This is a genomic window from Xenophilus sp. (assembly GCF_044462705.1).
Classification (GTDB): domain Bacteria; phylum Pseudomonadota; class Gammaproteobacteria; order Burkholderiales; family Burkholderiaceae_C; genus Xenophilus; species Xenophilus azovorans.
In genome coordinates this window covers 1-16,886 of the sequence record NZ_JBIQNC010000026.1, presented here as the reverse complement: position 1 = coordinate 16,886, position 16,886 = coordinate 1, and the positions used below count along the sequence as shown (strand labels likewise).

Here is a 16,886-nt window from a genome sequence, read left to right as displayed (position 1 = left end):
CTGCGCATCCGAACTGGGCATTCTAGGCCGAAACCATAGCGCTTGTCTTATGTCTTATATAAGATTGACCCCTGGCCTTGCGGCCGCCGCGCCGCCCCACACGACCATGTCCGACCCCCTTGCCGCCGAGCCGGCCGCCCCGTCCTTCAGTCCGCTGTATCAGCAGATCAAGTCGCTGATCCTGCAGCGCCTGGAGGCGGGCGAGTGGAAGCCGGGCGAGCCGATCCCCAGCGAGATGGACTTGGCGACGCGCTTTCGCGTCAGCCAGGGCACGGTGCGCAAGGCGATCGACGAACTGGCGGCCGACAACCTGGTGGTGCGGCGCCAGGGCAAGGGCACCTTCGTCGCCACCCATGCCGAGCAGCACGTGCAGTACCGCTTCCTCAAGCTGGTGCCCGACAACGGCACGCCGGCGCAGGAAGGGCCTGCCGAGCGCACCATCGTCGACTGCCGCCGGCTGCGCGCCAGCGCGGAGGTGGCCCGCGCGCTGGGCCTGCGCACCGGCGACCCGGTGCTGCAGGTGCGCCGCGTGCTGGCCTACGCCGGCACGCCCACCATCCTGGAAGACCTGTGGCTGCCCGGCGGCCCCTTCAAGGGCCTCACGGCCGAACGGCTGGATGCGTGGCACGGCCCGATGTATTCGCTGTTCGAGACGGAATTCGGCGTGCGCATGGTGCGCGCCGAGGAGAAGATCCGCGCGGTGCTGCCCGACGCCCAGCAGGCCCGGCTGCTGGAGGTCACGACGGCCACGCCCCTGCTGAGCGTGGAGCGCGTCGCGCACACCTACAACGACGCGCCGATGGAATGGCGCCGCGGCCTGTACCGCACCGACACGCACCACTATCGCAACGAGCTGGGATGAATGCACCGCACGGCGAAAAGCCCGCAGCGCCATCCGCGCCTGCATCTCACGCTATTGAATGGATAGCACCCGAGCACATTGGTGCGATGAGCCCGGCGCAGCGCGTGCGTCATGGTGCATTGCAATAGAATTTTCGACTGTTTGCATATTCGCCCCGCCAGCACAAGCAGCCTTCATCGAACAAACAACGAAAGCCTCCCCATGACAGAGCTTGCAACATCCTCGCGGCCACGCCGCGAATTCCGCAACATCAACGTCTTCAGCGATCTCACCGGCTACCGGCTCCCCCCTGCGGGCTTCGTGTCGATCCTGCATCGCGTCAGCGGCGTGCTGATGTTCCTGCTGATGCCCTTCATCATCTGGATGTTCGACACCTCCGTGTCCTCCGAGATCTCGTTCGCACGCTTCAAGGCCGCCTTCAACAGCGGCCTTGCTTTCGTTCCGGGCTGGTTCCTCAAGCTGGTGGCGCTGGCGCTGATCTGGGCCTACCTGCACCACTTCTGCGCCGGCCTGCGCCACCTGTGGATGGACGTGAGCCACGACGCGGTGAGCAAGGAATTCGGCAAGAGCTCCGCCCTCGCGGTGCTCACGGTCAGCCTGCTGCTGACGGTGGTGCTGGGCGCCAAGCTGTTCGGCGTGTACTGATCGGGGAGCACTTCATCATGGCAGTGAACTACGGCTCCAAGCGCACCGTCGTCGGCGCGCACTACGGTCTTCGGGACTGGCTCTCGCAGCGCGTAACCGGGCTGGTGATGGCCCTCTTCACCCTCATCGTGCTCGCCCAGCTGCTCATCGGCGGCGGCCCGATCGGCTACGACAAGTGGGCGGGCATCTTCGCCTCGCAGTGGATGAAGGTCCTCACCTTCGTGGTGATCGCCTCGCTGCTGTGGCACGCCTGGGTGGGCATGCGCGACGTGTGGATGGACTACGTCCAGCCGGTCGGCATCCGCCTGGCGCTGCAGATCTTCACCATCGTCTGGCTTGTGGGTTGCGCGGGTTGGGCCATTCAAGTGCTCTGGAGGGTTTGAGCCGTGACGTACACCAAGGAAAAGATCAACAAGCGCAAGTTCGACGTCGTCATCGTCGGCGCCGGCGGCTCCGGCATGCGCGCCTCGCTCGAACTCTCGCGCGCCGGCCTGAACGTGGCCTGCCTGTCCAAGGTCTTCCCCACCCGCTCGCACACGGTGGCGGCGCAGGGCGGCGTGTCGGCATCGCTGGGCAACATGTCCGAGGACAACTGGCACTACCACTTCTACGACACCATCAAGGGTTCGGACTGGCTGGGTGACCAGGACGCGATCGAGTTCATGTGCCGCGAGGCGCCGAACGTGGTGATCGAGCTGGAGCACTTCGGGATGCCCTTCGACCGCAACCCCGACGGCACCATCTACCAGCGCCCCTTCGGAGGCCACACCGCCAACTACGGCGAGAAGCCCGTGCAGCGCGCCTGCGCCGCGGCCGACCGCACCGGCCACGCGATGCTGCACACGCTGTACCAGCAGAACGTCAAGTCCAAGACCAACTTCTTCGTCGAGTGGATGGCGCTGGACCTGATCCGCGACGCCGACGGCGACGTGGTCGGCGTGACCGCGATCGAGCTGGAGACCGGCGAGCTGTACGTGCTGCAGGCCAAGGCCGTGCTGCTGGCCACCGGCGGCGCCGGCCGCATCTTCGCGGCCAGCACCAACGCCTTCATCAACACCGGCGACGGCCTGGGCATGGCAGCGCGCGCCGGCATCCCGCTGCAGGACATGGAGTTCTGGCAGTTCCACCCCACCGGCGTGGCCGGCGCGGGCGTGCTGCTCACCGAAGGCTGCCGCGGCGAAGGCGCGATCCTGCTCAACAGCAACGGCGAGCGCTTCATGGAGCGCTACGCGCCCACCCTGAAGGACCTGGCGCCGCGCGACTTCGTCTCGCGCTCGATGGACCAGGAGATCAAGGAAGGCCGGGGCTGCGGTCCGAACAAGGACTACATCCTGATGAAGCTCGACCACCTGGGCGCCGACACCATCCGCAAGCGCCTGCCCTCGGTGGAAGAGATCGGCCACAACTTCGCCAACGTCGACATCACCAAGGAGCCGATCCCGGTGGTGCCGACCATCCACTACCAGATGGGCGGCATCCCGACCAACATCAACGGCCAGGTGGTGGTGCAGAACGGCGACGTGAACAGCCAGGTCGTCAACGGCCTGTACGCGGTGGGCGAATGCTCCTGCGTGTCGGTGCACGGCGCCAACCGCCTGGGCACCAACTCGCTGCTGGACCTGCTGGTGTTCGGCAAGTCGGCGGGCAAGCACATCGTCGACTTCGTCAAGGGCAGCGGCGAGCACAAGCCGCTGCCGGCCGACGGCGCCGACCGCACGCTGGCGCGCCTGAACCAGCTGCAGGCATCGACCGGCGGCGAGTACGCACAGGACATCGCGGGCGACATCCGCGGCACCATGCAGCAGCACGCCGGCGTGTTCCGCACGCAGGCCAGCATGGACGAGGGCGTCACCAAGGTCAACGCGATCCGCGAGCGCGTGGCCGGCGTCGCCCTGCAGGACAAGTCGCTGGTGTGGAACACCGCCCGCATGGAGGCGCTGGAGGTCGACAACCTGATCGAGGTGGCCCAGGCGACCATGACCTCGGCCGCCGCCCGCCACGAATGCCGCGGCGCGCACACGGTCGACGACTACGAGCGTCCGGCGGACGACCCCGACTGCCCGCTGGGCCGCAACGACAAGGACTGGCTCAAGCACACGCTGTGGCACAGCGAAGGCAACCGCCTGAGCTACAAGCCCGTCAACCTCAAGCCGCTGACGGTGGACTCCGTCCCGCCCAAGGTCCGCACGTTCTGAACAAGGTTCCACCACGATGAAGCGCACTTTCAAGATCTACCGCTACGACCCGGAAAAGGACGCCAAGCCCTACATGCAGACCGTCGAGATCGAGCTCGACGGCCACGAGCGCATGCTGCTGGACGCCCTGGTCAAGCTCAAGGCGCAGGATCCGTCCATCTCGTTCCGCCGCTCCTGCCGCGAGGGCGTGTGCGGCTCGGACGCGATGAACATCAACGGCAAGAACGGCCTGGCGTGCCTGACCAACATGAACACGCTGAAGGACCCGATCGTCCTGAAGCCGCTGCCGGGCCTGCCCGTCATCCGCGACCTGATCGTGGACATGACGCAGTTCTTCAAGCAGTACCACTCGATCAGGCCCTACCTCGTCAACGACACGCCCGCGCCCGAGAAGGAGCGCCTGCAGTCGCCCGAGGAGCGCGAGGAGCTCAACGGCCTGTACGAGTGCATCCTGTGCGCGAGCTGCTCCACGAGCTGCCCGAGCTTCTGGTGGAACCCCGACAAGTTCGTCGGCCCGGCCGGCCTGCTGCAGGCCTACCGCTTCATCGCCGACAGCCGCGACGAGGCCACCGGCGACCGCCTGGACAACCTGGAAGACCCGTACCGCCTGTTCCGCTGCCATTCCATCATGAACTGTGTGGATGTGTGCCCCAAGCACCTGAACCCCACGCGGGCCATCGGCAAGATCAAGGAACTGATGGTCCGCCGGGCCGTCTGACCCCCTCCAAGCCCACCGCCGTGCCATGCAGGACACCCGCCCCGCCCCCGACGACGACGCGCTGCTGGACGCACGCGCGGCCGCGTTGCTGAAGTGGCGCTGCCGGCGCGGCCTGCTGGAGAACGACCTCTTCATCGCCCGCTTCTTCGAGCGGCATGAATCTCGCTTGACCGTGAGGCAGGCACGCGCGATGGAGGTGCTGATGGACCTGTCGGACAACGACCTGCTCGACCTGCTGCTCGCCAGAAAGGAGCCCGAGCCCGGATGGGCCGGGGCCGACGTGACGGCACTGCTCGGGTCGATGCGCGCCGAAGGCGCGCAGCTGCCGGCCTCCTCTTCTTCCCTCCCCTCTCCCTCGCGTTCCAATCAACCCATCGAGAGAAAGTCGACATGAAAGCATCCGACAACAAGGCCACCCTGTCCTTCAGCAACGGCGGGCAGAGCGTCGAGCTACCGATCTACAAGGGCACGCTCGGCCCGGACGTGATCGACATCCGCAAGCTCTATGCGCAGACGGGCATGTTCACCTACGACCCGGGCTTCATGTCGACCGCGTCGTGCCAGTCGAGCATCACCTACATCGACGGCGACAAGGGCGAGCTGCTGTACCGCGGCTACCCCATCGAGCAGCTGGCGACGAACTGCGACTACCTGGAGACCTGCTACCTGCTGCTCAACGGCGAGCTGCCCAACACCGCCGAGAAGGAGAAGTTCACCAGGCTCGTGACCAACCACACCATGGTCAACGAGCAGATGCAGTTCTTCCTGCGCGGCTTCCGCCGCGATGCGCACCCGATGGCCATCATGACCGGCCTGGTGGGCGCGCTGTCGGCCTTCTATCACGACAGCACGGACATCAACAATCCCGAGCACCGCGACATCGCCGCGATCCGCCTGATCGCCAAGATGCCGACGCTGGTGGCGATGGCCTACAAGTACAACGTCGGCCAGCCGTACATCTACCCGCGCAACGACCTGAGCTACGCGGGCAACTTCCTGCACATGATGTTCGCCACGCCGTGCGAGGAGTACAAGGTCAGCCCGGTGCTCGAACGCGCGCTGGACCGCATCTTCATCCTGCACGCCGACCACGAGCAGAACGCCTCCACCTCCACCGTGCGCCTGTGCGGCTCCTCCGGCACCAACCCCTTCGCCGCCATCGCGGCCGGCGTGGCGTGCCTCTGGGGCCCCGCCCACGGCGGCGCCAACGAGGCGGCGCTGAACATGCTCTACGACATCCAGAAGGAAGGCGGCGTGGAGAAGATCGGCGAGTTCATCAAGAAGGTCAAGGACAAGAACTCCAACGTCAAGCTGATGGGCTTCGGTCATCGTGTCTACAAGAACTACGATCCGCGCGCCAAGCTGATGCAGGAGACCTGCAACGAGGTGCTGACCGAGCTGGGCCTGGAGAAGGACCCGCTGTTCGCCCTGGCCAAGCAGCTGGAGAAGATCGCCCTGGAAGACGAGTACTTCGTCTCGCGCAAGCTCTACCCGAACGTGGACTTCTACTCGGGCATCGTGCAGCGCGCCATCGGCATTCCGGTCAGCCTGTTCACCGCCGTCTTCGCGCTGGCCCGCACGGTGGGCTGGATCGCCCAGCTCAACGAGATGATCGGCGACCCGGAATACAAGATCGGCCGCCCGCGCCAGCTGTTCGAAGGCTCGCCGAAGCGCGACGTGAAGCCGATCTCGGCCCGCTGATCCGCGTCATCCGCCCAGCCATGAAAGAAGCTGCCCTCGGGCAGCTTTTTTTTGCCTGCAGATCGCCGTCTCCTCGAATCCGCAGGACAAGGAGAAGGCGACCAAAGGCGGCATCCGGTTCCGGCGGGCTGACCGCCATCGCCCTTCACCACTTCACGCGCATGCCGATCGAGCCGTTCACCGAGCTCCGGACCTTGGCGTTGCCCCCGCTCGCCCAGAGCTTGCCGATCTCGCCGTACAGGCTCGTCGACCCGCCCAGGGCCAGCGTGAAGCCGCCCGCGAGCTCGGTGCTCGTGCCGCCCGTGGGCGCCAGGATGTCGGTGGCGGTGGCGCCGTTCACGAAGCGCGCGACGTCCGCGCCGCTGGAAGTCCTGTAGACGTTGAAGCGGCCGTACGGCTGGAGCGCGCCGACGCCCGTGTCGACGCGGCCCTTGACCCGCACGCCCGCACGGACGATCCAGCCGCTGTCGGCTCGCGGCTGGACGACGGCGCCGACGATGGCAGCGTTGTCCAGGTCCATGTGGTGATGGATCAGCTGCAGCTGCGGCTCGATGCGCCAGCCGCTGCCGCCCAGCGCGAAGGACTGCCCCACTTCGATGGAGCCCAGCAGGCTGTTGCCCTTGCCGCCGCTGCCGTGGCTCGCCAGGGGCTCGACCGTGTAGCGGTGGCGGCCCGACTGCACCACCGCATCGGCATAGAAGCCGCTGTCGGCGGTGTAGGTGCCGTACACGCCCAAGTACTGGCTGCGCAGGTCGTTGCGGCCCACGGCCAGGTTCTGGATGCCGCTGGCAAAACCCCGCACGCTGACGTCGCCGTCGAGCTGGCCGACGTAGATGCCCGCACGCCGGTTCGGCATGGCCAGCAGGTCGGTGCCGGCCTGGAAGCCGGTGAGGCGGCCCTTGCTGCCCGGCGCGACCGCGCCGCCCTGCCGGACATCGATGTCGGTGGAGAGCACGCGCGCCCAGGCGCGGCGATCCGAAGCACCCGGCATGGCGGCGGCGCCGTCGACGTCGTCGTCGCCCACGCGCTTGCGCAGGTCACCCAGCATCGCGAGGTTGCCCTGGCGCAATTGGCCTGCCAGCGCGGCGTAGAGCGGGGCCTCGGCGCGATAGGTGACCACCGGCGCGGCAGGGGCCGCCGTGGTGCTCGAACGCAGGTACCAGTTCTCGCCGGAACCATTGGCATCGGCGGCGTACAGGCGGTACTCGTAGGCGCCGGCATCCACGTGGCCGTTGGCCAGGCTGAACGCGTCCTGGGTGGTCTGTGCCGTCGTGGTGGCGCCGTTCCTCGCCGTGATCACCTCGATGCCGTTGCCGCTGGTGAGCGCGCCCAGGCCGCCCAGATTGGTGATCTGCACCGTCGTCCTGCCGCTGGCGGCTGCGGCGGCGCCGTCGAGCACCAGGCGGTCGGACGGGCCCGTGCCGTTGAGCACGGTGCCGAGCCTGAGCACGCCGTTGCTGCCGACGTACGCGCCCGTCACCGTCAGCGTGGCGCCCCCGGTCGCGCCCACGAGCGAGACGGTGCCGCCGTTGGCCAGCGAAGCGACGCTCTGGCTGAACCCGGCCAGGTCGAGCGTGGCGCCCGAAGCCACGCTGTGCGCGGACGCCGCGCTGAGGGTGTTGGCGGCACCCGCCTTGAGCGTGCCCTGCGCGACATGGGTGGCGCCGGTGTAATTGTTGGCGCCGGACAGGGTCAGCGTGCCGACGCCCTCCTTCGTGATGAAACCGCCGCCGCTGATCGCCCCGCTCAGGGTCGCGTCGAACGCGCCGGTGTCGATGACCGGATCGGTGCTGCCCGTGAGCTGGATCGCGTTGGCGATCGTGAGCCCGTCGACGCTGAAACCCAGCGTCGTGTCGTCGTCCATCGACAGCGTGCCTGTGCCCAGCGCCTGGCTGTGGCCGAGGTTCAGGCGCCCCTGGCGCAGCGCAGTGCCGCCGGTGTAGGTGTTCGCGCCCGAGAGCGTGAGCGTGCCGGCACCCACCTTCACCAGCGAACCGCCGGCGCCGGAGATCACGCCCGAGACTTCGGTGCTGGCGTTCAGCCCGCCCGTGGTCAGGGCCTTGGCGCCGAGGATCACATCGCCCGCGCCGGACAGCGAGCCGATGGAGATCCCCGCCGCGGTCAGCGAGCGGATGCGCAGGCGCCCGCCCGCGTTGTTGACCACGGTGGCCTGGTCGGCGCTCGCGCGGTCGAAGATGTCGATCAGGCCGCCGCTTTCGTTGACGAAGGTCGCCTGGCCCGCGCTGGCGTCGTCCAGCAGGTTGACCTGGCCGCCCGAGAAGTTGGTGATGCGCGCATTGCCCGCCGTTGCGCTGAACCAGATGTTGGTCAGCCCGCCGCGGTTCTCGATGACGGCATTGCCGGCGGAGGCGTTGTCCCTGAACTCGGCCGACGCATCCTGGTTCATGACGAGGTGGGCATTGCCCGCCGAGCTGCTGTCGCGGAACTGCACGAAGCCGGCGTTGTCCGTGAGCAGGGGGCCCCGCGCGGCGGCGGTGATCGTCAGTCCGCTCGCGTCGGCCTTGCTGCCGAAGATCAGCGAGGCGTTGCCGGCCACCGACACCGGCCCGCTGCCGAGTGCGCCGGTCGCCAGCGCCTGCAGGCTGCCGGCGGCCACCGAAGTGCCGCCCGTGTACGCGTTGGCCGCACCCAGCACCAGCGTGCCCTGGCCGGTCTTCTGCAGCGTCCCGCCGCCCGAGACTTCGCCATTCAGCGTCAGCGTGCGGATCAGGTTCACGTCGAAGGTGCCGCCGCCCGAGCCGAGCGAGACGGTGCGCGTCGCCGTGGTGTCGCCGGAGACGTTCAGCGTGCCCCCGTCGAGCGTGAGCGCGCCGCCCGAGTTGCCGAGCGCGCCGTCGTCGGCAATGGAAAGCGCGCCGCCGCGCACGGTCCATGGCGTCGACTCGGTGGTGGTGCCGGTCAGCGTCCAGGTGCTGGCGCCCGTCTTTTCGTAGCGCGCGAAGCCGCTGTAGGTGGCGGCGCCGAGCGAAGTGGTGCCGTCGGTCGTGTCGCCGGCCAGCCTCAGCACGTTGCCGGTGCCGGAAGTCACCCTCAGCAGGCCGGTGATCGAGGAGCCGGCGCGCAATTCGAGCTGGTTGTCGTTGCCGGTGATCCGCACCGCGTCGCCGCGCGTGACGCTGTCGCCGCCCACGCCGCCTGTCAGGGTGCCGCTGTTGACGATGCTGTTCGCATTGCCGCGAATGCGCAGGCCTGCGCCTCCGATGCCGTTGGCAGTGTTGTTTCCGCCGGCACCGCCCGCGCCCCCCACCAGTGCCCCGGTGTTGAGCACCGAATTGCCACTGGACTCCAGCGCCAGGCCGGCACCGCCTTCGCCGCCGCCGCCGACCATGCTGCCGATAGTGGCCACGGCGCCATTCCCGCCGTTCCCGCCGGTGGCCGTGCCGGTGTTGACGACAGTGGCGCTCCCGCCTTGCAGCACGATGCCGTCTCCGCCCCCACCGCCGCCGCCGGCCCACTGGCCGACGGCACCCGCGCCACCGTTGCCGCCGATCGTCTGGCCCGCGTTGTTCAGGGTGACGCCGGCCGCCACGGATTGCAGGCCCGCGCCGCCACCGCCGCCGCCGCCGGACAGGCGCCCGCTGCCGCCGGCACCGCCATGGCCGCCCTGCAGGGTGGTGCCTCCTCCCATGTTGATGCCAGCGTCGGAGGTGTACACGGCAGCACCGCCCCCGCCACCGCCACCCGCGCCGTAGACCGGATCCGGATCAGGAGCGCCATCGGTTCCCGAGCCGCCGGTGACCGAGCCGGTCACGCTGGTTGCTCCGACTGCGCCGCCTGTTCCGCCGGGCCCGGCAGCTCCGTCGCGGCCGTTTCCTCCATTGCCACCCGACGGAGGCAGCCCATCGAGGCCGGGGAACTCGCCGACACCACCGCCAACTCCGCCGCTGCCATTGCCCGCGCCGCCCCGGCCGCCCGTGCCACCGCCCTCGACAAATGCAGTCCCGCCGCTGGCCTGCGCCCAAGCTATGCCGGATACACCTGCCAACGCGAACAGGCACACCGCCGCCGCAAGCCGCTTCGTCCTGCGGCGCCCGCCCGTCGTTGCACGCCCCGCATGCGACGCGACAAGTTCCGACACGGCCTGCCAGACACCCAGGGCTCCATTCCAGACAATGCGATAAGCACGGTTCATCCCGCCGACCCCAACGAAAAAGGGGGCCAATTTAATATTTGCAACAGAATGATTCAATTACATAAAGAGTAGTCATGAGCGCCGACGCGCTCCTCCTCCTGTAGGGCATCACCGGGCGGCCGCCCGCGCCCCGTCGCCGCCCGGCAACGATGCCATCGCGTACCGCGATGGATACGGGTCAAAAACAGGGGGAAAATGGTCATCTCATCGCAAAACGCGATGACTTCCCCACCGCCCCATGAGCACATCAGAACGCAGCTTCGCGCGCCGCATCGACCTCACGTCGCTGCAGCTGTTCGTGGCCGTGTGCGAGCTGGGGAGCATCGGCCGCGCCGCCGAGCGCGAGTTCATCGCGGCTTCCGCCATCAGCAAGCGGCTGTCGGACCTGGAGGCCACCCTGGGCACCGCCCTGCTGTACCGCCACGCGCGCGGCGTCGACCTCACGCCGGCCGGCGAAAGCCTGCTGCACCATGCCCGCGCCATGCTCTACAGCCTGGAGAAGATGCAGGGCGAGCTGTCCGAATACGCCGATGGCGTGCGCGGCCACGTGCGGGTGCACGCCAACATCTCGGCGATCGTGCAGTTCCTGCCGGAAGACCTGGGCGCCTTCGCGCGCGCGCACGAGGCCATCAAGATCGACCTGGAGGAGCACCTGTCCAGCGAGGTGGTGCGCGCGGTGCAGGAGGGCGCGGCCGACCTGGGCATCTGCCACGTGCCCGCAGACGCCGATGCCCTGCAGACCCTGCCCTACCGCAGCGACCGCCTGGCGCTGGTGCTGCCCCTGGGCCACCCGCTGGCCTCGGCGCCGCAACTGGACTTCGCGGCCTCGCTGGACTTCGACCACGTCGGCCTGCACACCAACAGCTCGATCTACGTGGCCATGCACCAGGCGGCGCTGGCCGCCGGGCGCAGCGTGCGGCTGCGCATCCACGTCACCGGGCTGGACGCGATGTGCCGCATGATCGACAACGGCCTGGGCATCGGCGTGATGCCGCAACGGGCCTTCGAACTGATGCGCGGCGGCATCGGCCAGCGGCTCGTGAGCGTGCCGCTCACAGACGCCTGGGCGCAGCGCGAGATCCGCCTGGTGGCGCGCGACTTCTCCACCCTGCCGGTGGCGGCGCGCACGCTGGTCAACCACCTGCGCGCGCCGGAGGCGGCAGCGCCCGAGGCCCTCGCCGCCTGACCGACCCTCTTTTTCACCTTTCCCCACGAAGACAACACCGACCATGGCACGCACGCTCTACGACAAGCTCTGGGACGAACACGTCGTCCACACCGAGGAGGACGGCACCGCCGTGCTCTACATCGACCGCCACCTGGTGCACGAAGTGACCAGCCCGCAGGCCTTCGAGGGCCTGCGCGAGGCGGGCCGCAAGCTGTGGCGCGTCAGTTCGGTGGTGGCCACCGCCGACCACAACACGCCCACCACCGGCTGGGAGCGCGGCTACGACGGCATCGCCGACCCGATCAGCAAGGAGCAGGTCACCACGCTGGACACCAACATCCACGAGTTCGGCGCGGCGGCCTTCTTCCCCTTCCTGAGCAAGCGCCAGGGCATCGTGCACGTGATCGGCCCCGAGAACGGCGCCACGCTGCCGGGCATGACGGTGGTGTGCGGCGACAGCCACACCAGCACCCACGGCGCCTTCGGCGCGCTGGCGCACGGTATCGGCACCAGCGAGGTCGAGCACGTCATGGCCACGCAGACGCTGCTGGCCAAGAAGGCGAAGAACATGCTGGTCAAGGTGGAGGGCAAGCTGCCTTTGGGCTGCACCGCCAAGGACATCGTGCTGGCCATCATCGGCCGCATCGGCACCGCCGGTGGCACGGGCTACACCATCGAGTTCGGCGGCTCCGCCATCCGCGACCTCAGCATGGAAGGCCGCATGACGGTGTGCAACATGGCCATCGAGGCCGGCGCGCGCGCGGGCCTGGTGGCGGTGGACCAGAAGACCATCGACTACGTGAAGAACCGCCCGCTGGCGCCCACCGGCGTGGAGTGGGACCAGGCCGTCGCCTACTGGAAGACGCTGCACTCCGACCCGGACGCGAAGTTCGACACCGTGGTCGAACTGAACGCCGCCGACATCAAGCCGCAGGTGACCTGGGGCACCTCGCCCGAGATGGTGCTGCCCATCGATGCCCGCGTGCCGGACCCCGACAAGGAGAAGGACGCCAGCAAGCGCGGCGCCATCGAGCGCGCGCTCACCTACATGGGCCTGGAGCCCAACAAGGCGATGAACGACATCTTCGTCGACAAGGTGTTCATCGGAAGCTGCACCAACAGCCGCATCGAGGACATGCGCGAGGCCGCCGCCGTGGTGAAGAAGCTGGGCCAGAAGGTGGCGAAGAACGTCAAGCTCGCCATGGTGGTGCCCGGCTCGGGCCTGGTGAAGGAGCAGGCCGAGCGCGAAGGCCTGCACGAGATCTTCAAGGCCGCCGGCTTCGAGTGGCGCGAGCCCGGCTGCTCCATGTGCCTGGCGATGAACGCCGACCGGCTGGAGCCCGGCGAGCGCTGCGCCAGCACCAGCAACCGCAACTTCGAAGGCCGCCAGGGCGCCGGCGGGCGCACCCACCTCGTCAGCCCCGCGATGGCGGCGGCGGCGGCCATCAACGGCCACTTCATCGACGTGCGCACCATCGCCTGAGGCGGGAAGAAAGAACGACCATGCAGAAATTCACCGTGCACAAGGGCCTCGTCGCCCCGATGGACCGCGAGAACGTCGACACCGACGCGATCATCCCGAAGCAATTCCTCAAGTCCATCCGCAAGACCGGCTTCGGCCCCAACCTGTTCGACGAATGGCGCTACCTCGACCACGGCGAGCCGGGCATGGACCCGGCCAGCCGCAAGCCCAACCCCGACTTCGTGCTCAACCAGCCGCGCTACCAGGGCGCCTCGATCCTGCTGGCGCGCAGGAACTTCGGCTGCGGCTCCAGCCGCGAGCACGCGCCCTGGGCGCTGGACCAGTACGGCTTCCGCTCGATCATCGCGCCCAGCTTCGCCGACATCTTCTTCAACAACAGCTTCAAGAACGGCCTGCTGCCCATCGTGCTGCCCGAGGCCACGGTGGCGAAGCTGTTCGACGAGGTGGCGGCCTTCCCCGGCTACGAGCTGACCATCGATCTGGACCGTCAGGTGGTCGTCAAGCCGGACGGCGAGGAGATCGCCTTCGAGGTCCAGCCCTTCCGCCGCTACTGCCTGATGAATGGCCTGGACGACATCGGCCTGACGCTGCGCCACAAGGACAAGATCAAGGCCTACGAGGCCGAGCGCCTTGCCGCCAAGCCCTGGCTCGCCCACCAGATGGTGAGCTGAGCCCTCCCCCTTTTTCCCAACGCCATCCACAACGACCATGAAAATCGCAGTCCTGCCCGGTGACGGCATCGGCACAGAAATCGTCGCGGAAGCCGTGCGCGTGCTCGACGCACTCGGCCTGAAGTTCGAGATGGAAAGCGCCCTCGTGGGCGGCGCCGCCTACGAGGCGCACGGCCACCCGCTGCCCGAATCCACCCTCAAGCTGGCCAAGGAAGCCGATGCCGTGCTCTTCGGCGCCGTGGGCGACTGGAAGTACGACAAGCTCGACCGCCCGCTGCGCCCCGAGCAGGCCATCCTGGGCCTGCGCAAGCACCTGGGCCTGTTCGCCAACTTCCGCCCGGCCATCTGCTACGAGCAGCTCACCCACGCCTCCAGCCTCAAGCCCGAACTGGTGGCGGGCCTGGACATCCTCATCATCCGCGAGCTGACCGGCGACATCTACTTCGGCCAGCCGCGCGGCCGGCGCACCGCCGCCGACGGCCACTTCCCCGGCGCCGAGGAAGCCTTCGACACCATGCGCTATTCCAGGCCCGAGATCGAGCGCATCGCCCGCGTCGCCTTCGAGGCGGCCCGCAAGCGCAGCAAGCGCGTCACCAGCGTCGACAAGGCCAACGTGCTGGAGACCTTCCAGTTCTGGAAGGACGTGGTGACAGATGTGCACAAGGACTACCCGGACGTCGAGCTGGAGCACATGTACGTCGACAACGCGGCCATGCAGCTGGTGAAGGCGCCGAAGAAGTTCGACGTGGTCGTCACCGGCAACATGTTCGGCGACATCCTCAGCGACGAGGCGGCCATGCTCACCGGCTCCATCGGCATGCTGCCCTCGGCCAGCCTGAACAGCAGCAATCAGGGCCTGTACGAGCCCAGCCACGGCAGCGCGCCCGACATCGCCGGCCAGGGTGTGGCCAACCCGCTGGCCACCATCCTCAGCGCGGCGATGATGCTGCGCTTCTCGCTCAACCAGGAAGAGGCCGCCCAGCGCATCGAGAACGCGGTGAAGAAGGTGCTGGCGCAGGGGCTGCGCACGCCCGACATCCACAGCGAGGGCACCACCCGCGTCGGCACCCGCGAAATGGGCGACGCGGTGCTCAAGGCGCTGGGCTGAGGGCCCTTCCGCTACAATCGAGGGCGCTATGACTGCCGCCCGCCCGTTCGTCCTGAACCTCCTGCCTGCCGCCCCGGCCGGCACGGGCGCGCGCGCATCCTCCGCCAAAACCACGACGACCATTCAGGGCTGACCCAGCCTGGTTCGTCGCGCGCGCCTTCCCCTGGCCCACGGACGAGCCAGGCGGACAGCCCCTTCGGCGCGGTCTGAAGTCTTCTTTTTCTGACTGATTGACACTGAAAGGGCATTGAAATGAGCAGCAAGTTGGTAGGCCTTGTCGGCTGGCGCGGCATGGTCGGTTCCGTCCTGATGGACCGCATGGCCGCCGAGAAGGACTTCGACCTGATCGAACCCCTGTTCTTCTCCACCTCCAATGCCGGCGGCCAGGCGCCCGCGATGGCGAAGAACGAGACCAAGCTGCAGGACGCCTTCGACATCGAGCAGCTCAAGCGCTGCGAGATCGTCATCACCGCCCAGGGCGGCGACTACACCACCGAGGTCTTCCCCAAGCTGCGCGCCGCCGGCTGGAAGGGCCACTGGATCGACGCGGCCTCCACCCTGCGCATGAAGGACGACGCGGTCATCGTGCTCGATCCGGTGAACATGCCCGTCATCAAGAACGCCCTGGCCAAGGGCGGCACCAACTGGATCGGCGGCAACTGCACCGTGAGCTGCATGCTGATGGGCGTGGGCGCGCTCTACAAGGCCGGCCTGGTCGAGTGGATGAGCACCCAGACCTACCAGGCCGCCAGCGGCGGCGGCGCGCAGCACATGCGCGAGCTGCTGACGCAGTACGGCACCCTCTACGGCGAGGTCAAGGCGCTGCTGGACGACCCGAAGAGCGCCATCCTCGAGATCGACCGCAAGGTGATCGGCAAGCAGCGCGCCCTGTCGGGCCACGAGGTGGCCAACTTCGGCGTGCCGCTGGGCGGCTCGCTGATCCCCTGGATCGACAAGGACCTGGGCAACGGCGTGTCCAAGGAAGAATGGAAGGGCATGGCCGAGACCAACAAGATCATGGGCCTGGGCGAGGGCTTCGGCACGCCCGCCATCCCGGTCGACGGCTTCTGCGTGCGCGTGGGCGCCATGCGCTGCCACAGCCAGGCCTTGACCTTCAAGCTCAGGAAGGACGTGCCGCTGGCCGACATCGAAGCCATGATCGCCACCGACAACGACTGGGTGAAGGTCGTGCCCAACACCCGCGAGGCGACCATGAAGGACCTGACGCCGGTGGCGGTGACCGGCACCATGACCATTCCGGTCGGCCGCATCCGCAAGCTGGCGATGGGGCCGGAGTACGTCGGCGCCTTCACCGTCGGCGACCAGCTCCTCTGGGGCGCGGCCGAACCGCTGCGCCGCATGCTGCGCATCCTGCTGGCGGCCTGACGCCGCCCCCCTGACCAGCCACCGGGGGCCTCAGCGCCCCCGCGTTGCACGCTGACAACGGCCGGAACGTGCCGAAGTTGGTGCGCACTGGTTCAAATGGGCCGTTTTCCTTGTCATTCCCGTCGGGATGATGTTAACGTCCTCTTACATTTTGGGCGTTCTGCCCCTTCCCAGCATGACAAGACATCCGTTGCCCGCGACTGCCGCCCCGGCAGACCGCCCGATTTCCTTGTTTGCCGCGCGCTGGCAGATGTCGCTGCTGGCCGCTGCCGCGGCGGCTGCGCTGGGCGGCGCGAGCATCGACGCCCATGCCCTGGCCCTGGGCCGGCTGAACGTGCAGTCGGCGCTCGGCGAGCCGCTGCGCGCCGAGATCGACGTCACCGAGATCAGCGCTGCCGAGGCGGAGGGCCTGCAGGTCGGCCTGGCCTCGCGCGAGGCCTTCCAGGCCGCGGGCGTCGCCTACAACGAGGCGCTCGCCAACGTGCGCTCCGCCCTGCAGCGCCGTGCCGACGGCCGCTACGTGGTGCGGCTGACCGGCTCGCGCCCGCTGAACGAGCCCTTCGTCGACCTGCTGCTGGAGGCGAACTGGGCCAGCGGCCGCATCGTGCGGGACTACACCCTGCTGCTGGACCCGCCGGTCACCCGCCAGGCGCAGGCCGAGCCGGTGGCTCCCGCCGGTCCCCAAATCGCGCCGGCGCCGCGGGCGGCCCGCAGCACGGCGCCCGACGAAAGCGCCGCGCGCCGCGCCCGCGCCGCGCAGGCTGCCGCGTCCGCGCCGGCACAGGCGCCCGCGCCC

The 16,886-nt window shown here is 68.5% G+C and carries 14 protein-coding genes; 13 read left to right on the top strand and 1 reads right to left on the bottom strand.

Translation table 11 applies throughout. The features are described from left to right. Window positions 1-106: 106 nt before the first annotated feature. The 7 genes from ACIY1X_RS06875 (at window position 107) to ACIY1X_RS06845 (ending at window position 6,121) form a co-directional block, all read left to right on the top strand. On the top strand, window positions 107-862 hold the full coding sequence (locus ACIY1X_RS06875) for a GntR family transcriptional regulator (protein WP_399679243.1): 756 nt from the start codon (window positions 107-109) through the stop codon (window positions 860-862). A 201-nt stretch (window positions 863-1,063) separates the two neighbouring features. Then, entirely contained in the window at window positions 1,064-1,507 is a 444-nt protein-coding gene (gene sdhC / locus ACIY1X_RS06870; RefSeq protein ID WP_038208454.1) for a succinate dehydrogenase, cytochrome b556 subunit, read from the top strand. A 17-nt stretch (window positions 1,508-1,524) separates the two neighbouring features. Further along, entirely contained in the window at window positions 1,525-1,890 is a 366-nt protein-coding gene (gene sdhD / locus ACIY1X_RS06865; protein ID WP_038208452.1) for a succinate dehydrogenase, hydrophobic membrane anchor protein, read from the top strand. A gap of 3 nt (window positions 1,891-1,893) precedes the next feature. Further along, entirely contained in the window at window positions 1,894-3,702 is a 1,809-nt protein-coding gene (gene sdhA, locus ACIY1X_RS06860; RefSeq protein ID WP_399679241.1) for a succinate dehydrogenase flavoprotein subunit, read from the top strand. Window positions 3,703-3,718: 16 nt separating this feature from the next. Further along, a complete protein-coding gene (locus ACIY1X_RS06855; protein ID WP_038208447.1) occupies window positions 3,719-4,420 on the top strand; it encodes a succinate dehydrogenase iron-sulfur subunit in 702 nt (233 codons plus the stop codon). Window positions 4,421-4,445: 25 nt separating this feature from the next. Beyond that, on the top strand, window positions 4,446-4,814 hold the full coding sequence (locus ACIY1X_RS06850) for a succinate dehydrogenase assembly factor 2 (protein WP_051953454.1): 369 nt from the start codon (window positions 4,446-4,448) through the stop codon (window positions 4,812-4,814). Further along, window positions 4,811-6,121, top strand: a complete 1,311-nt coding sequence (locus ACIY1X_RS06845) for a citrate synthase (protein ID WP_038208433.1) — start codon at window positions 4,811-4,813, stop codon at window positions 6,119-6,121. The genes ACIY1X_RS06850 and ACIY1X_RS06845 overlap by 4 nt, the downstream gene beginning before the upstream one ends. A gap of 145 nt (window positions 6,122-6,266) precedes the next feature. Here the strand turns inward: ACIY1X_RS06845 and ACIY1X_RS06840 are convergent, their stop codons facing one another. After that, window positions 6,267-10,304, bottom strand: coding sequence for an autotransporter outer membrane beta-barrel domain-containing protein (locus ACIY1X_RS06840; RefSeq protein ID WP_399679234.1), 4,038 nt, complete (start codon window positions 10,302-10,304; stop codon window positions 6,267-6,269). Window positions 10,305-10,512: 208 nt separating this feature from the next. On the opposite strand from ACIY1X_RS06840, the gene ACIY1X_RS06835 reads away from it, so the two are divergent. The 6 genes from ACIY1X_RS06835 to ACIY1X_RS06810 form a co-directional block, all read left to right on the top strand. After that, window positions 10,513-11,460 (top strand): LysR substrate-binding domain-containing protein, encoded by a 948-nt coding sequence (locus ACIY1X_RS06835; protein WP_038208429.1) that lies wholly within the window; start codon window positions 10,513-10,515, stop codon window positions 11,458-11,460. A 43-nt stretch (window positions 11,461-11,503) separates the two neighbouring features. Next, on the top strand, window positions 11,504-12,925 hold the full coding sequence (gene leuC, locus ACIY1X_RS06830; protein WP_038208426.1) for a 3-isopropylmalate dehydratase large subunit: 1,422 nt from the start codon (window positions 11,504-11,506) through the stop codon (window positions 12,923-12,925). Window positions 12,926-12,945: 20 nt separating this feature from the next. Then, the gene (gene leuD / locus ACIY1X_RS06825; RefSeq protein ID WP_038208410.1) at window positions 12,946-13,596 is read left to right on the top strand and encodes a 3-isopropylmalate dehydratase small subunit; all 651 of its coding nucleotides are present in this window, start codon (window positions 12,946-12,948) and stop codon (window positions 13,594-13,596) included. A 37-nt stretch (window positions 13,597-13,633) separates the two neighbouring features. Beyond that, entirely contained in the window at window positions 13,634-14,704 is a 1,071-nt protein-coding gene (gene leuB, locus ACIY1X_RS06820; RefSeq protein ID WP_038208407.1) for a 3-isopropylmalate dehydrogenase, read from the top strand. A 252-nt stretch (window positions 14,705-14,956) separates the two neighbouring features. Further along, window positions 14,957-16,090, top strand: coding sequence for an aspartate-semialdehyde dehydrogenase (gene asd, locus ACIY1X_RS06815; RefSeq protein WP_038208404.1), 1,134 nt, complete (start codon window positions 14,957-14,959; stop codon window positions 16,088-16,090). Between the two features lie 229 nt (window positions 16,091-16,319). Further along, on the top strand, window positions 16,320-16,886 hold a 567-nt coding region (locus tag ACIY1X_RS06810; protein WP_399679230.1), incomplete at its 3' end, for a FimV family protein.

Bases quoted from the DNA above. Each gene is read 5' to 3' on its own strand.
- ACIY1X_RS06875 (WP_399679243.1), top strand. From the start codon at position 107: ATGTCCGACCCCCTTGCCGCCGAGCCGGCCGCCCCGTCCTTCAGTCCG.
- ACIY1X_RS06855 (WP_038208447.1), top strand. From the start codon at position 3,719: ATGAAGCGCACTTTCAAGATCTACCGCTACGACCCGGAAAAGGACGCC.
- asd (WP_038208404.1), top strand. From the start codon at position 14,957: ATGAGCAGCAAGTTGGTAGGCCTTGTCGGCTGGCGCGGCATGGTCGGT.
- sdhC (WP_038208454.1), top strand. From the start codon at position 1,064: ATGACAGAGCTTGCAACATCCTCGCGGCCACGCCGCGAATTCCGCAAC.
- ACIY1X_RS06835 (WP_038208429.1), top strand. From the start codon at position 10,513: ATGAGCACATCAGAACGCAGCTTCGCGCGCCGCATCGACCTCACGTCG.
- leuB (WP_038208407.1), top strand. From the start codon at position 13,634: ATGAAAATCGCAGTCCTGCCCGGTGACGGCATCGGCACAGAAATCGTC.
- ACIY1X_RS06850 (WP_051953454.1), top strand. From the start codon at position 4,446: ATGCAGGACACCCGCCCCGCCCCCGACGACGACGCGCTGCTGGACGCA.
- sdhD (WP_038208452.1), top strand. From the start codon at position 1,525: ATGGCAGTGAACTACGGCTCCAAGCGCACCGTCGTCGGCGCGCACTAC.
- leuD (WP_038208410.1), top strand. From the start codon at position 12,946: ATGCAGAAATTCACCGTGCACAAGGGCCTCGTCGCCCCGATGGACCGC.
- leuC (WP_038208426.1), top strand. From the start codon at position 11,504: ATGGCACGCACGCTCTACGACAAGCTCTGGGACGAACACGTCGTCCAC.
- ACIY1X_RS06845 (WP_038208433.1), top strand. From the start codon at position 4,811: ATGAAAGCATCCGACAACAAGGCCACCCTGTCCTTCAGCAACGGCGGG.